The 14,472-nt window shown below is 66.4% G+C and carries 11 protein-coding genes; 2 read left to right on the top strand and 9 right to left on the bottom strand.

The genetic code is table 11. The annotated features are described in order from the left end of the window. Positions 1-13 precede the first annotated feature (13 nt). From ACOFKX_RS11830 to ACOFKX_RS11805, 6 genes are all read right to left on the bottom strand, one after another. Positions 14-1,738, bottom strand: a complete 1,725-nt coding sequence (locus ACOFKX_RS11830; RefSeq protein WP_419827169.1) for an FAD-dependent oxidoreductase — start codon at positions 1,736-1,738, stop codon at positions 14-16. Positions 1,739-1,745: 7 nt separating this feature from the next. Beyond that, positions 1,746-2,729, bottom strand: a complete 984-nt coding sequence (locus ACOFKX_RS11825) for a cyclase family protein (RefSeq protein ID WP_419827168.1) — start codon at positions 2,727-2,729, stop codon at positions 1,746-1,748. A gap of 96 nt (positions 2,730-2,825) precedes the next feature. Then, a complete protein-coding gene (locus tag ACOFKX_RS11820; protein ID WP_419827167.1) occupies positions 2,826-3,608 on the bottom strand; it encodes a 2-keto-4-pentenoate hydratase in 783 nt (260 codons plus the stop codon). Beyond that, entirely contained in the window at positions 3,605-5,305 is a 1,701-nt protein-coding gene (locus ACOFKX_RS11815) for a bifunctional 3-(3-hydroxy-phenyl)propionate/3-hydroxycinnamic acid hydroxylase (protein ID WP_419827166.1), read from the bottom strand. The genes ACOFKX_RS11820 and ACOFKX_RS11815 overlap by 4 nt, the downstream gene beginning before the upstream one ends. Positions 5,306-5,347: 42 nt before the next feature. After that, the gene (locus tag ACOFKX_RS11810) at positions 5,348-6,214 is read right to left on the bottom strand and encodes an alpha/beta fold hydrolase (RefSeq protein ID WP_419827165.1); all 867 of its coding nucleotides are present in this window, start codon (positions 6,212-6,214) and stop codon (positions 5,348-5,350) included. A gap of 41 nt (positions 6,215-6,255) precedes the next feature. Further along, the gene (locus tag ACOFKX_RS11805) at positions 6,256-7,188 is read right to left on the bottom strand and encodes a 3-carboxyethylcatechol 2,3-dioxygenase (protein WP_419827164.1); all 933 of its coding nucleotides are present in this window, start codon (positions 7,186-7,188) and stop codon (positions 6,256-6,258) included. Positions 7,189-7,320: 132 nt separating this feature from the next. Between ACOFKX_RS11805 and ACOFKX_RS11800 the strand changes: the two genes are divergently transcribed. Then, on the top strand, positions 7,321-8,133 hold the full coding sequence (locus ACOFKX_RS11800; RefSeq protein WP_419827163.1) for an IclR family transcriptional regulator domain-containing protein: 813 nt from the start codon (positions 7,321-7,323) through the stop codon (positions 8,131-8,133). Between the two features lie 6 nt (positions 8,134-8,139). Here ACOFKX_RS11800 and ACOFKX_RS11795 read toward each other — a convergent pair whose 3' ends face one another. Further along, complete coding sequence (locus tag ACOFKX_RS11795) at positions 8,140-8,901, bottom strand: SDR family NAD(P)-dependent oxidoreductase (protein WP_419827162.1); 762 nt, start codon at positions 8,899-8,901, stop codon at positions 8,140-8,142. Positions 8,902-9,153: 252 nt separating this feature from the next. Here ACOFKX_RS11795 and ACOFKX_RS11790 point away from each other — a divergent pair, with 252 nt between their 5' ends. Continuing rightward, on the top strand, positions 9,154-10,962 hold the full coding sequence (locus tag ACOFKX_RS11790; protein WP_419827161.1) for a flavin-containing monooxygenase: 1,809 nt from the start codon (positions 9,154-9,156) through the stop codon (positions 10,960-10,962). Between the two features lie 448 nt (positions 10,963-11,410). Here ACOFKX_RS11790 and ACOFKX_RS11785 read toward each other — a convergent pair whose 3' ends face one another. Together ACOFKX_RS11785 and ACOFKX_RS11780 are read right to left on the bottom strand one after the other, a co-directional pair. Further along, positions 11,411-12,904 carry an aldehyde dehydrogenase family protein gene (locus tag ACOFKX_RS11785; RefSeq protein WP_419827421.1) on the bottom strand — a complete coding sequence of 498 codons (1,494 nt, stop codon included), beginning with the start codon at positions 12,902-12,904 and terminating at the stop codon, positions 11,411-11,413. 2 nt (positions 12,905-12,906) lie between these two features. Further along, complete coding sequence (locus ACOFKX_RS11780; protein WP_419827160.1) at positions 12,907-14,442, bottom strand: cytochrome P450; 1,536 nt, start codon at positions 14,440-14,442, stop codon at positions 12,907-12,909. Positions 14,443-14,472: the final 30 nt, after the last annotated feature.

Raw genomic sequence — 14,472 nt, 5'->3', positions numbered from 1 at the left:
CCGCGCGCCGCGCTCAGGCCGACTTGCTCGCCGCGCGATCGGCCGCCGCTCCGGTCGCGTGCAGAACGGCCAGGTAGGCGAAGGTTATGGCCGGCCCGATCGTGATGCCACCGCCCGGGTACGAGCCCGCCATAATCGAATTTCGGTCGTTGCCGCAGGCGTAGAGGCCGCAGATCGGATCGCCGCGATCGTCCAGCACCTGCGAGTTCACGTCGGCGGACAGCCCGTGCGTGGTCCCGATATCGCCGACATGGACCCTGATCGCGTAGAATGGCCCGCGCGCGATCGGCCCCAGGCAGGGGTTCGGCCGTTGACCCGCATCGCCCAGGTAGCGATTGTAGAGGCTCTCGCCCTTGCCGAAGTCCGGATCCTCCCCTGCAACGGCCTGACGGTTGAAGCGATCGATGGTCTCGCCGAGCGCGGCCGCCTCAACACCGATCCCGGCTGCCAGCCGCGCGATCGTCGGAGCCTCGATCAGGTAGCCGGACCGCACCGCCCGACGCCGTTCCGACGCGAGCGGCGGAACGGCCCCGAACGCGTACCGGCGCAGGAACGAAGCGTCACAGATCAGGTGAACGGGCTGCTGATCCTCGTTCCTGTCGCGGCCCATCATCGCGCGGACGAAGTCATGGTAGTTCTCGGCTTCGTTGACGAAGCGCCTGCCAGATTTATTCACCGCGATCAGTCCGGGCTTGGCGCGATCGGCCATCAGGTGCGGGAACCGGGCAAGCGATCCGTCCTTTCGCTTCGTCACCGACACCGGCGCCCAGAACGCGCCTTCCGAATTCTCGCGATCGAACACCGCCCCGTGCGCCATCGCGATCGCGATGCCGTCGCCCTGGCTCTCCGGGCTGGTCGCCGAATAACCGAGCGGCACCTCCTGCATACGCTGTCGCCTGAGCGCCTCGCCCCATGGGAACCCGCCGGTCGCGAGGATGACGCCGCGAGCGGCCGTGATGGCGTGCCTCTCGCCGTCGCGCTCGATCACCACGCCCTTCACACCCGCATCGTCCCTCACCAGGTCCACCAGCGGCGCGTCGCGCTCGACGGTTATGCCAAGATCCAGGACGGACTTGTAGAGCCGGCCGACCAGGGCGTTGCCGCCCGTCAGCCGCGTTCCGCGCCCGAAGCGGCGGTAAAGCAGGCGGTCGCGAACGTCCCTGAGCAACAGGCCACCCGTGTGGACTGCGGAACGCAGCGATCGGCGGGCGTTGAGCAGGTGGTGGACGTCCATTAGCTCCAGCATCTGCCGGCCGAACAGCGCGAACTCCGGTAGCGGCGCGCGCACGTCGCGGAAGTGCTCGCCAAGCAGCCGCCCGTCGAAGGTCAGCGGCGTCATCGCACGCCCCTGCTGCGACGCGCCCTCCGCGTCCGGATAGTAGTCTGGCGAGTTGCTCGCACGCACGTAGAACAGCGGCCCGGTCACGTCCTCCAGGTAGGCAAAGGCTTCGGCACCGCGCCGCAGGTACTGACGGCGCGCCTCGCGCTCGTGCAGACTGCCGATCGTGGCGTCGAGATATTCCTCGGCCCGCTCGAGGCTGTCCAGCCCGCCGCGCTCGACGATCTGGCGGCTGTTGGGCACCCAGACGACACCGCCGGAATAGGAGGTCGTCCCGCCGATCAAGCCGGTCTTCTCGACGACGAGGACGCGCAGCCCCATCGATCGAGCGACCACCGCGGCGGCCAGCCCCGCCGCGCCGGACCCGGCGACGACCATATCGAAAAGCTGATCCACCACCGACGGCCTACTTAATCGCCAGCACGTTCGTCGGCGCGCCGGTCGCCTCGGCGACCTTCAGCGGCGCCGCGGCGTAGAGGAAGTCCCACTGTCCGTCGGCGTGACAATCCTCGGCCAGCCGCTCGAAATTACAGATCTCGTTAAAGGCGATGCCGAGGTTCCGCATCAGCGCGCAATGGAGCGGTATCTGGACGCCGACGCGCGGATCGAGTTCGGTCTCGTTGGAGATCGTGTCGGTCGATAGGCACGGGATTTCCATACGGTGGAACCAGTCGACAAGCGCGGGCGAGTAGGTCAGGCCCGGTTCGAGGAAGTCTCTATAGAAGACGTCCGGCCCCTGGATGTGCAGGAGCTGCAGGAAGCCTAGCCGCAGGCAGAGGATGTCGTGCCTCTCGATCGTGACGCCCTGCCCCTCCGCGCAGCCGAGGATGTCGTCGAGGCCGAGAAGGTCGCCCTTCTCGAGATACTCCTTGCCCTTAAACCTCGCCATGTCGAGCAGTACGCCGCGCCCGACGACGCCGCGTTCGGCGATCGGCAGGATCGATGCCTTCTTCATGCCGCCGTTCGTGTCGGTGGCGGGATAGCCGTTCCAGAGCATGTCGTCGTACCAGACATGGCCCAGCGCATCGAACTGGGTGGAGCCCTGCAGGAACATCTCGATCTTGTCGTCGGCGAACTCGGCGCCGCCGGGCAGGCTGGACAAGTCGCCACGCACGTAGCTCGCCTTGTCGATGACGGTCTCGCGCTTCGCGTGGATCCGACCCGGCCACAACGGATCACCGCTCGCGCTGCCGATCACCTCCCCGCAGGTGAAGACCTTGCCCTGCCGAACCGAGCGGACGCCCCGCATCACTTCCGCAGACGTCAGGAAGTTGAGCGAGCCGACCTCGTCGGTCTCGCCCCAACGCCCCCAGTTGCTCGGCGATGTCGCGAGCAGGCGGCTCGTGTCCGCGGACTGGTCACCCGTCACGCCGTGATGATCATCGCACATCCGTCGGCTCTCCCCCGCCCCGGTCGGGGACTAGCTGCCCGCCCCGCTCGTTACCAAGTTCCATGAACCGAGTGTTCGTTCTGCGAACAAGCCGGTCTAGGCAAAACGGATTGCGGCGCTGCCCAGCTCGTCGATCTTCGTCACGAACTCGTCACCCGCGGCGGCGGGCTCAAGCGGGACGAGCGAGCCCGACAGGATGATCTCGCCAGCCTTCAGGGGAACGCCGTACGCCCCCAGCGTATTGGCGAGCCACGCGACCGAGGTGAGCGGCGAGCCCTGAACGGCGGAGCCGAAGCCCTCGGATAGCTGGCGGCCATTTTTGAACACTTCGCACCGCAGGTTTGGCAGGTCGAGTTCGCGTGGGTCGACGCGCTTCTCGCCGAGCACGAACACGCCGCACGACGCATTGTCCGCAATCGTGTCGACGATCTGGATGTTCCAGTCGGCGATGCGGCTGTCGACGATTTCGAAGCAGGCGCACACCGTCTCGGTTGCAGCGAGGACGTCGCCGTCGCCCACGCCCGGACCGATCAGATCATCCTTGAGGATGAAGGCAATCTCCGCCTCGGCACGCGGCGCGATCAGCCGTCCCGCGATACGGACGGGCTCCCCCCTCACCTGCATCCTGTCGGTCAGAAAGCCGAAATCGGGCCGATCTACCCCGAGCATGTCCTGGACCGCCTTCGACGTCACGCCGATCTTCTTGCCGATCACCCGCTCGCCTTCGGCTTCGCGCTTCGCCAGCAGCGCGAGCGAAACGGCGTACGCATCGTCGATCGACAGCGCCGCACGATCGCGGAGCGCCGGCACGGTACGCGCCTCGCGAAGGGCGCGGTGAAGTTCGCCGGCGAAGTCCGCGATGGCGGCCTCGCCGATCATGCCGCCTTCCCGAGACCGCGATCAAAATTCGTCGGCGGCGACGGCCGCTCTCGCATGGCGGGCTCCCCGGCGGAGAAGCGTCCGCCGATAAGCGCGCGCAGGGTGCGGCTCGCTTCCTCCAGCCGCTGCGGCGGCACGATGCTCGCGACGACGCGATCGGGCCGCACCACCACGATCGAGCCATCGCCCTCCTGCCCGGCGAACCAGTCGTGCAGCGCTCCGGACGCATCCCCGATCAGCACCGTTCCCGGCCTGATCTCGCCGCGGAAGCTGTAGAGCTGCGTCGTCGGCACCACCGCGAGCAGTGCCGCCCCCATGTCGGCCCAGTAGCGCCGGACCTCCTCCGTCATGTGCAGCTGCGGATCGGAGCCCCAGGACAGGATCGCGAACCTGAGCCCGATAGCGTCGTCGAGGCGCCGCGTCCCGCCGTCCGCTGTCACGACATCGGGCTGCGGAAACAACTTGCCGGTCGCGCGGCCCTGCGGCTGGCCGTCCGCTCCGGTCAGCACGAGGCCGCGTACGAACCTGGGCATCGGCTTGAAGCGCATCTGAACGAAGTAGCGCTTGACCGGCGGCAACGTGTTTAGTCCCAGCGCGACCCTGTCGCGCAGCCAGGCGATCGCCTTGTTGGTGGGCGCGAAGATCCGCCCCGCGGTAACCGACAGGTCGATCATGGCCTTGGCATGTTCGCGCCGCTCCGGCTCGTAGCTCTGCACGATGTCAGGGGAGGCGTCGCCGCGGACCGCCAGCGCAAGTTTCCACGCGAGGTTCGTGGCGTCGCGGATGCCGCTGTTATAACCCTGCCCCTGCCATACCGGCATGAGGTGAGCGGCGTCCCCTGCAATCAGCACGCGCCCGCGGCCGAAATGCGAGGCGAGACGGGCGTTGTGCGTGTAGACCCGGCTGCGCATGACGTCGGCGCGCTCCGGATGCGGCAGCGCGCGTGCCAGCAGCGCCTGCACCCCCGCCGGCGAGCAGAGCTCCTCCTCCGTCTCGTCGCCGAACACCATGAATTCAAGCCGGCGCATACCATGTGGTAGCGCGATCGAGACGTAGGGCCGAGATGGCACGCAATAGAGGTAGGAATCGGGCAGGCCGATTGGATCGTTCTTGAGGTCGATGACCACCCAGCGGGTTGCGTCCGTGATGCCGACGAAGTCGATATCGAGTGCCTTGCGCACCATGCTTCGTCCGCCGTCGCAGCCGACCAGCCACCGCGCCGATACGCGCCGCGTGCGTCCGGCCGATCCCACCTGCAGGTGGATGCGCTCTCCTTCCTCTTCGAAGGATTGGAGTTCGGCGCCAAACTCGACGGCCACGCCGTCGAAGCGTTTCAGCCCGTCGAACAGGATCTCGTCGATCATCGGCTGGATGAAGGAGTTGCGCCGCGGCCATCCAAACTCGCGCGTCTGCGGGTCTATCAACGCGAACGTCTTTCCCGTCATAGTCAGGAAGCGCATCTTCTGGCCGGGGATGGTGTGCGCCGCGATCGCGTCGGCCAGACCGATCGCCTGGAAGCTGCGAAGGCATTCGTCGTCCATGCCGACGCCGCGAGGATAGTCGATCAGCGTGTCGCGCTGTTCTAGCACCAGCGTGCGGATACCCATGCAACCCAGGTAATTGGCGATCGTCAGGCCGACGGGGCCGGCGCCGACGATGGCGACGTCGAAGACGTCAAGCTCGGCTTTAGGCTTCATTGCTTACCCTCGTGCATCAGAACGGAGCATAGGCGCCTGTCCTCAGCGGCTCAGCAGGAAGTTCAAGTGCAGCTCGTTGAACGTCGCTGCGTCCTCGAACTGGGGCCAATGCCCGCAGCCGTTCATCACCTCGTAGCGGGCACCCGGGATCAGGTCGGCGATCCGCCGGCCCTCCTCCGAGGTCGCCGTAGGGTCGTGCGATGTCCACAACACCAGCGTCGGCGCCGCGATGCGCCCCGTCTCCTCGTCGGAGAACATGTTGCGCCGGCGAGCGTCCATGTCCTGAAGGCAAAGCACCTTCTCCATCACCGCCGGGAAGCCCGGCTGCGCGTAGATCGCCCGCCTGGTCTCGACCAGGTCGTCGTTCACCTTGGAGCCATCGTGCATGAGGAATTCCAGCCGAGTACGGATCCGCGCCGGGTTCGGATCGCGCGCGGCCTCCATCGAGAGACGCTTGATCCGCTCCATCACGACGGGATGCGCGGTCCACCCGCCTGCCGTGTTCAGGACGAGCCGGTCGACCTTCTCGGGATGGTGCACCGCGAGCCAGGCTGCGACCCAGCCCCCGAGCGACTCGCCGGAGAAGTGCGCCCGCTCGCGCCCAAGCGCCCGCAAAATCGCCAGGACGTGCGCGCCGTAGTCGGCGATCTCGTATCCACCGTCGGGCTTGTCGCTCCAGCCGTGGCCGATCAGGTCCACCGCGACGGTGTGGAAGTGCTCCCCGTGCGCGGCGAGGTTGCGGGTATAGGCCTCCGCATGTCCGCCGGTGCCGTGGAGGAGCAGCAGGAGCGGCTTGTCGGGCGATCCGGAGGCTAGAAAACGCGTTCGCACGCCACCTGCATCCAGGAACCCTTGCGAGAAGGATGCGCCCGTGAGGTCGGACCAGATCGACGGCTTGGAATCGGACATGTTGCTGCTTCCGATGATCTTCGGGATGAACGCTCGCGCGGTCAGGCCGGCACGGCCTGCAGGACGCCCATGCCCGTGATCCATTCGTCGACCGCCTCGTAGAAGAGTTCGGTCGCCGCATAGTCGGGGCCGAGCGCGGCGAGTGCCGCCATCCATGTGCGCACCTCGTGCCCGCCGCGCCCGCCGACCGAGGTGATCGACGCGTGGCTGGCGGCGTCCAGGACGGCGAGGTCGCCCGCCGCGAGCGCGTCGAGTACCATGCGATCCCAATCGGGATTGGCGGGCAGCAGGCTGGACTGCTTGCGCGCCATCGCACTGCCTTCGCCGTGCGCCCGGTTCTGGCGCTGGTAGCGCTGGGCATGGTTCAGCGAACCGCCGGCGATCAGCCTGCTCCGCACGTCGGCCGGCGCGGTCGCCATCGCGGGGACGGGCGGGTCGTGCGACAGGCCGCCCGAACCGATGATGAGCACCCGCTCCGGCGCTCGCTCGGCCCAGGCACCGACGGCGGCGCCGAGCGCTCGTACCCGCTGGAACGTCGGCAGCGGCGGCGCCGCGCAGTTGACGAAGATCGGTATGACGCGCGCGAGCGGATGTCGCTCTGACAGCCATTCCAGCGGCTGCGCCGCGCCATGGTCGACCTTCATGCTGTACGAGATAGCGATGTCCACGCCGGACCCGAGCACCGACTCAGCCAGATCCAGCGCGCGCTCTTCCGGTATCTCCAGCGCGCCCGCCGCCGTGCCGTAGTCGCCGATGGAGGTCGCCTCGATGCCTACGCAGAAGGGCGGCAGCATTCCGTAGAAGAAGCCGTTGACGTGATCCGGATAGAAGATGACAGCCACGTCCGGGCCGGCCGCCTCGACGAACTCCGCGGCTTGCCGGACAGAGGCATCGAACCTCGCCTCGACCGCGGGATCGGCTCGATTGCGATCCTTTAGCGGGCTATGCGACAGGCAGACGGATCCGACGATCATGTTGGCTCCCGAAAATGCGTCTCGTCGCGTTTGGCTTAAGGCAGGCGCCGCTGCCGCCGGGCTATCGGAACGGGCTTGCAATCTGGCAACGCCGAATGCAGGCATGTTCGTCTAGCGAACAGGCTTCCTGCCATGAGCACCAAAGACGACAAGCCCTACAAGGATGTGCAGTCGCTGGTACGCGGCCTAAGGATTGTCGAGGCGCTCAGCGAGCTCGGCTGGGCCCGCATCGGGCCGCTGAGCGAAGCCGCGCGGATAGAGCGATCGTCCGCCTACCGGATCGTCCATACGCTCGAGCAGCTCGGCTACGTTACGCGACGGGGCGAGGACGGCGCGGTCGCGCTCACCACCAGGTTCGCCTATCTCGCCGAAGGTCTCCGTGATGACGACGTCGTCACCCAGTTCGCCTGGCCGAACCTCTTCGAGCTAACCAAGGAGCTGCTCTGGCCGTGCGACTTCGCCAGTCTGGAAGGCGGCAAGGTCCTGATCCGGTTGTCGACGCACAAGATCAGCCCGATGTCGATCCACCGGGCGATGGTGGGCAAGGAGCGGCTCCTGACGCGATCCGCGCTCGGCATGGCGATCCTGTCCGCCATGTCGGTCGAGGCGCTCGATGCCTCACTGGATGTCGTGGCGCGTCTCGGCGGCCCCAACGCCGACGACATCCACGATCGCGACGCGGTGCACAGCATTGCGCAATCGGTGCGCCAGCGTGGCTATGCGAGCGCGGCCGGGCTGACGGAGAGCAAAATCAGCGCGATCGCGGTACCGGTGTTGGCGCCGGACAGGACGGTCGCGGGCGCGATCAACGTCGTTTTCTTCCGCAGCGTCATGACGCCGGAACAAGCGGCCGACCGTTACCTGGTCAAGCTTCGAACCTGTGTGTCTCGCATTGAGGATGCGCTCGTCAACTGGGAGGAGCGCAAGAGGCTGGCCGTCGACTGACCGCGGTCAGCGCGCCGTCAACCCTCCGTCGACCACGATCGCCTGCCCGGTGATGAACGACGCTTGGTCGGACGCGAGAAACGCGACGACGGAGGCGATCTCCTCGGGCTGTCCCCACCTCCCCATCGGCACCCGCAGGCGCTCGTTGATCAGCGCATCGCTCTCCTCCGGCGTGGGCTGGAAGCGCGCGGTCATCGGCGTGGTGATGTAGCCGGGGCAGACCGCATTCACCCGGATCCCGTCCTTCGCGTAGCGCAGCGCGGCATCCTTCGTCGCCCCGATCACCCCGTGCTTGGACGGGCCGTAGCCGCTCGGCCCGATCGAGCCCGTCACGCCGGCGATGGAGCCGATGTTTATGATCGATCCACCGCCGAACCGCTGGAGGATCGGCAAACCCGCACGCATGGCGCGCCACGTCGACAACAGGAACATATCGACGTTGCGCTCGAAATCGTCGTACGACTCTGTGCTCGTTCGTCCCGCTGAGTTCACCACCAGATCGAGCCGACCGTGCTGCGCCACGGCACCCTTGATGCTCGTGCAAACGGAGGCATCGTCGAGAACATCGACACGGCCGGACGATGCCTTCACGCCGGCCGCCGACAGCGTCTCGGCCAGCGCCGCCGCCGCCGCCTCGTCGATGTCGGCGACGGCCACCGTCGCCCGGCTCGCGGCCAAGGCGAGCGAGATGGCGCGACCGATCCCGCTGGCGCCGCCCGAAATCCAGCAGACCTTGCCCGCAAGGCTCGGATAGACGACCTGCTCCATCTGTTTCGCGCTCCGGAACTGTTGATTCGGACTTGCGGTAATCTGCTCGTGTTCGTGAGCGCAACTAAGTTCGGAAAGATGGACTTGGAAAAGCAGCTCGTCGGCAGTGCTACTTAATAAATCTGACGATGACGTTCAGATAGCGGGCATTCGGGTCGACATGATTGAGACGGTGTCATCCCTGCCCTAGGACCGCGCCACCGGGCTAATGGCTGAGACTGCGCGGTGTGCCTTGCGGGTAGAGGTATGGAAATGGACGAGACGGGAATCAAAGCTGGCGCGCGTGACTGGATCGCGGCTTTGGAGAAGGCAATCGAAGCATCCGACGAGGCCGGACTGAAGGCGCTGCTCTGCGACCCTGCCTATCTGCGCGACAATGGCGCGCTGACCTGGGACTACCGGCAATTCCATGGCCTTGACGCGGTCGCGTCGACGCTCGTCTCGATTGCCGGAGAGATCAGGCCGCGCAACTTCCGCCTGTCGGAAAAGTGGCCGGCGCCGCACCTCATGGAAACGGGCGAGACGGCATACATCGAAGCCTTTTTCGATTTCGACACGCGGCACGGCTCGGGCGTGCTGGTCATGAACGCCGTTCCGGTCGCCGATGCGCCGGGCGGCATGAAGGCGCGCGCGATCTTCACTCGGCTGGAAGGCCTGAACTCGATCGAGCAGCACGTCCCGCACCCCCGCGGCCGTGGCTACACGCAGGCGTTCCCTGGGCAGACCTGGAAGCAACATCGCGATGCGTTGCGCCTGCACGAGGATCGCGAGCCCGACGTGATCATCGTCGGTGCGGGCCAGTCCGGCCTCACCACCGCGGCGCACCTGCGCACGTTCGGCGTCAGTGTGCTCGTCATAGATCGGTATCCACGGGTCGGCGACAGCTGGGCCAAGCGGTACGATGCGCTGGCGCTGCACAATCCCGTCGAGATGAACGGCTTTCCCTTCCTCGCCTTTCCGCCCCACTACCCGGAGTATCTCAGCAAGGATCTGATGGGTGAGTGGCTTGACCTCTACGCCCGCTACATGGGCCTGAACGTCTGGAGCGAGACCGAGTTCTGCGGCGCGCGGTTCGATAATCGAGACGGGCGCTGGACCGCTTCGGTCCGTCACGCCAACGGCACCGAGCGCGAACTACGTCCGGCGCACATTGTCCTCGCGACGGGTGGGATCGGCGGCAAGCCGCACCTTCCGCAGCTTCCGGGCCTGAACACCTTCTCGGGCCCCGTCCTGCACTCGTCGCAATACACCAAGGTGGCTGATCACAAGATCAAGAAGGCCATCATCGTCGGGGTGGCGACCAGCGCGCACGATATCGCGCGCGACCTGACGGAAAGCGGCGTCGAAGTCACGATGTTCCAGCGCGGGCCGGTGGTCATCACCAACGTCGCGACCGCGAACCTCGCCTATGCCGGCTACCTCGATCCCGAGACGCCGACCGCTCTAGTCGACCTTCGCTACGGCATCGGCCTTATCAATCCGCTGCGCGAACGCGCGAGCCAAGCCTATCACAAGATGGCCAAGGAGAAGGATCGCGACCTACTCGACAGGCTGGCGACTGCGGGACTCCGTCTCGGCGACGGGGTCGACGGGCAGGGCTTCCTCGATCTGTTTCTCCGAACCGGCGGCGGCTACTATCTCAACACGGGCACGTCCGAGCTGATCGCAAATGGCAGCATCAAGATCGAGCAATTCGAGCACATCGAGACGTTCGTGCCCGAGGGCGCCAGGCTGCACGACGGCACGATCGTCGAGGCGGAGTTGATCGTGCTCGCGACCGGCTACCAAAACCGAAAGACCGAAGTCGCCACCGCCTTCGGCGAGGACGTTGCCGAGCGCGTCGGTGATATCGCGCGGCTCGATGCCGAGGGAGAATGGGCAAGCATGTGGAGCCAAACCGGCCAGCGTGGCCTCTGGTTCAACGGCGGCGGCATCAACCAGATGCGCCCGGGATCGGAGCGGCTGGCGCTACTCATCAAGGCGGATCTGGACGGGCTGATCCCGGACGCGTTCCGCAAGCGTCCGAGAAACGAACCCGCGCGCGTCAGGGAAGCCGCCTAGGCAGGCCGATGGGCGACTGCCTTTAGGTTCGCTGGGAGCGCGGGCGAAGTTGCCAATGGGGGCAGCCGGCGTTGCTAGCCGCCACTTACTGCAGCTGGGCTGCCGATCGAGCTGGGCAGCACGCGCCCATAGCTCTGAAAGGCGATGTCATCGCTACGGCACGCGACGCTGATAGCACGTTGGGACGAGTGCCGTTGCGCCCGCGTCCGCTCAGATCGAGCGAGCCCGAAGCAGGAATGGCGCAGTTTCCAGGCTGATCGAGAACTGGCCGAGTTCGCTTCCCCCGAGCGGGACGGGCTTAAAGCGATGTGTCATTTAGGGCAGCCGTCGCTTAACGGGGGACAGCAATATCGACGCGGCCTACTCAGCGAGATCGAGATCATGTTGGGGCCGCGCCGGCCGGAACACTCTCGCCTATTGGCGCTCCGGCGCGGCGTGACGATCGCGGTCAGTGCGTGCTGATCCACACCGACTTGCTGGCGAGATACTCCTCAATGTGGTGGCTGCCGGATTCCTTGCCGTAGCCGCTCATCTTGTAGCCGCCGAACGGCACCGCGGGATCCATCAGCGAGTAGCCGTTGATCCATACCGTGCCGGCACGCAGGCGCCTGGAGACTTTGTTGGCCACATGGATGTTGCTGGTCCAGACGCCGCTGGCCAGCCCGAAGTCTGTGGCATTGCCGCGCTCGATCACGTCGTCGACGTCGTCGAACGCCATCGCGGAGATGACCGGACCGAAGATCTCCTCCCGCGCGATCGTCATGTCGTCGCGAACGCCGGAGAACAGCGTGGGCGGAACGAAGTAGCCATCGGCGAGCGCGCCCTCGGTCAGCCGCGCTCCGCCCGCCATCGCCGTCGCGCCCTCGGTCGTCCCGGCGGCGAGGTAGCCCGAGATGCGATGGAGCTGCTCCTCGGAGACGACCGGCCCGATCATCGTCGCTGGATCGAGCGGATCGCCCACGACCAGCGCCTTGGCGAAATCCGCCACACGCTGGGTGAACTCCTCGTAGATCCCACGTTGCACGAACAGGCGCGTGCCCGCCAGGCAGACCTGGCCCGAATTACCGAACGCCGCCATCGCGGCGCCCGGGACCGCGTGCTCCATGTCGGCATCGTCGAACACGATGTTGGGCGACTTGCCGCCGAGCTCCAGCGTCAGCTTCTTGATGTTGCCGGCGGAGGCGCGGATGATGTGGCGTCCCGTCTCCGTTGACCCGGTGAACGAAACCTTGTCGACGTCCCGGTGTCCGGCAAGTGCCGCCCCCGCGGTCTCCCCAAAGCCGGTGACAACGTTCAGCACGCCCGCGGGAAGGCCGGCCTCCATGCACAGCTCCGCCATCCGGAGCGCGGTCAACGACGCCTGCTCTGCCACCTTCAGGACGAGCGTGCACCCCGCCGCCAGCGCCGGCGCGATCTTCCACGTCGCGTTGAACGCCGGGCCGTTCCACGGCACGATGCCGCCGACCACGCCGATCGGCTCCTTCAGCGTATAGGCCAGCACATCGCCGGGCAGCGACGGATAGAGCGTCTCGCCGTGAATTGCGACGGCCTGGCCCGCGCAGAAGCGGAACGTCGCCACGACCGGCCCCGCCGCTATGTAGCGCGAGAAGGCGAGCGGCATTCCCATGTCGAGCGTGTCCAGCATCGCGATTTCCGCCATGTTGGCCTCCAGCAGATCGGCGATGCGGAGCATCAGCGCCTGACGCTCGGCAGGCTTGGACCGTCCCCAAGGCCCTTCGAACGCCCGCCGGGCCGCCGCCACCGCGCGATCGATATCGGCGGCGTCGCCTTCCGCCACCGCATCCAGGATCTCGCCGGTAGCGGGGTTCTTCGTCGTGAAACTCCTGCCAGACTGCGCCTCGACCCACTCGCCGCCGATCAGCAGCTTCTTAGGTGTCCCGTCGAGGAAGGCGGGCCTTTCCGGACGGATGGTGTTTTGCATGTTCATGAAGGCTCTCCGAGCTTGACAGGGGAATTAGCGGGCGGCGTCGCGTGATGCGGCGAGACCCAGCCGTCTCGTGGCTGCGACCTCGAGCGAGGTTGCGATCTCATCACACAGGGGCGGCTACCGCCCGTCGCGCGGCGATCAGCGTTTGTCGAAGCTGATCCACAATTTCGTAAGGCCGTAGCGACGTAGGTCGTCGTATACTCGTAACTGGCTTCGCCGCGCGACGCGCGGAAGTTCTTGAAGCGACGGACCAGCTGGCCGAACGCGGCGCGCAGTTCACCGCGGGCGAGCTGGTTGCCGATGCACATGTGGATGCCGGCGCCGAAAGTGAGGTGCGCGCGGCCGTTCGGCCTCTCCAGGTTCACCGCCTCGGGATCGGGAAAGACCTCGGGATCTAAGTTCGCCGCGCCGAAGCGGGTCTCAATGATGGCGTTCTCCGGGATGGCGACGTCGCCGATCGTCAGCGGCTCGGTCGCGCGGCGGAACATCACGGTCGCGGGTGCCATGATCCGGAGAGTCTCCTCGATGAAGGCGTCCATTTTGACCGGATCGTCGCGGATCATGTCGGCCAGCTCGGGTTTATCGATCAGCAGCTTAATGCCGCCGGAGAGCGCGTTCGCCGTCGTCTCGCCGCCCGCGAGGAAGAGCAGGAAAAGGATGCTGACCAGCTCCTGCATGGTCAGCGATCGTCCGTCGACCTGCGCGTTGGCGATCGTGCTGAGCAGGCTGTCGTCGGGCTGCGCCATCACCCGCTCGGCATTCGCCGCCAGGAAGCGCTGCAGCTCGATGACGTGCGGCACGATCTGCAGCTCGCGCTCGGGCGTCAGCACTGGGTTGCTGCTCTCCAGCGACATCTCGGTCCATCGCTTGAACTTGGCGAGATCCCGGTCCGTCGTGCCCAAGATGTCCGTGAACACGGTCATCGGCAGGCGCATCGCGAAGCGCTCGAAGAAGTCGATCTCGGGCTCGTCGGCGAAGCTCTCGATCAGCTCCGCGACCGATGCCTCGATCTGCGGATCGAGTCCCGTCACCTTCTCGCGCGTGAAGGCCTTGTCGACCAGCACGCGGAAGTGCCGGTGGGAGGGGGGATCGTTGGTCACCAGCGTGTCGACGGGCAGGTAGCCTTGCTCCTCGTACATCCGATCCACCTGATCGCTGATGCTCGACTTGCGGGTTTGGATCACGCCGGTCTTCGCGGACAGCGACTTGTTGAGGACCGCCCGCCGCACGTCCTCGTACCGCGTCAGCACATAGTTGCCGCTGACCGGATCCTGATAGACCGGGCACTCGGCACGCAGCTGATGGTAGGTGGGAAAAGGGCAGCGCCGGACTTCCGGGTCGCTGAAGGTAACGCCCTTCACTCCGCCGACGGAAACCGGTTCTTCGACGAAGCTCATGTCTATTCTCCAGTGTCCGGCCCAGCATAACCGGGCGCCTTCCGGGTCGCCGCCGGCGAAACTGTTCGCAAGTGCGCATTTGCTAGCCGATGCGGGGCTTGTGCGTCGCCGCGGGGTGGCGCGGCGCGCCGGCACGGATACGCTGCCGGTTGGCGAGATAACAGG

It is taken from the genome of Sphingomonas sp., from assembly GCF_965200105.1.
Lineage (GTDB): Bacteria > Pseudomonadota > Alphaproteobacteria > Sphingomonadales > Sphingomonadaceae > Solisphingomonas.
The sequence above is the reverse complement of the archived record's forward strand: the minus strand, read 5'-3'. Positions and strand labels throughout refer to the sequence as shown.

Excerpts from the sequence above, each read along its gene's own strand:
- ACOFKX_RS11825 (WP_419827168.1), bottom strand. The coding sequence starts at position 2,729 with ATGTGCGATGATCATCACGGCGTGACGGGTGACCAGTCCGCGGACACG.
- ACOFKX_RS11820 (WP_419827167.1), bottom strand. The coding sequence starts at position 3,608 with ATGATCGGCGAGGCCGCCATCGCGGACTTCGCCGGCGAACTTCACCGC.
- ACOFKX_RS11815 (WP_419827166.1), bottom strand. The coding sequence starts at position 5,305 with ATGAAGCCTAAAGCCGAGCTTGACGTCTTCGACGTCGCCATCGTCGGC.
- ACOFKX_RS11810 (WP_419827165.1), bottom strand. The coding sequence starts at position 6,214 with ATGTCCGATTCCAAGCCGTCGATCTGGTCCGACCTCACGGGCGCATCC.
- ACOFKX_RS11805 (WP_419827164.1), bottom strand. The coding sequence starts at position 7,188 with ATGATCGTCGGATCCGTCTGCCTGTCGCATAGCCCGCTAAAGGATCGC.
- ACOFKX_RS11800 (WP_419827163.1), top strand. The coding sequence starts at position 7,321 with ATGAGCACCAAAGACGACAAGCCCTACAAGGATGTGCAGTCGCTGGTA.
- ACOFKX_RS11795 (WP_419827162.1), bottom strand. The coding sequence starts at position 8,901 with ATGGAGCAGGTCGTCTATCCGAGCCTTGCGGGCAAGGTCTGCTGGATT.
- ACOFKX_RS11790 (WP_419827161.1), top strand. The coding sequence starts at position 9,154 with ATGGACGAGACGGGAATCAAAGCTGGCGCGCGTGACTGGATCGCGGCT.
- ACOFKX_RS11785 (WP_419827421.1), bottom strand. The coding sequence starts at position 12,904 with ATGCAAAACACCATCCGTCCGGAAAGGCCCGCCTTCCTCGACGGGACA.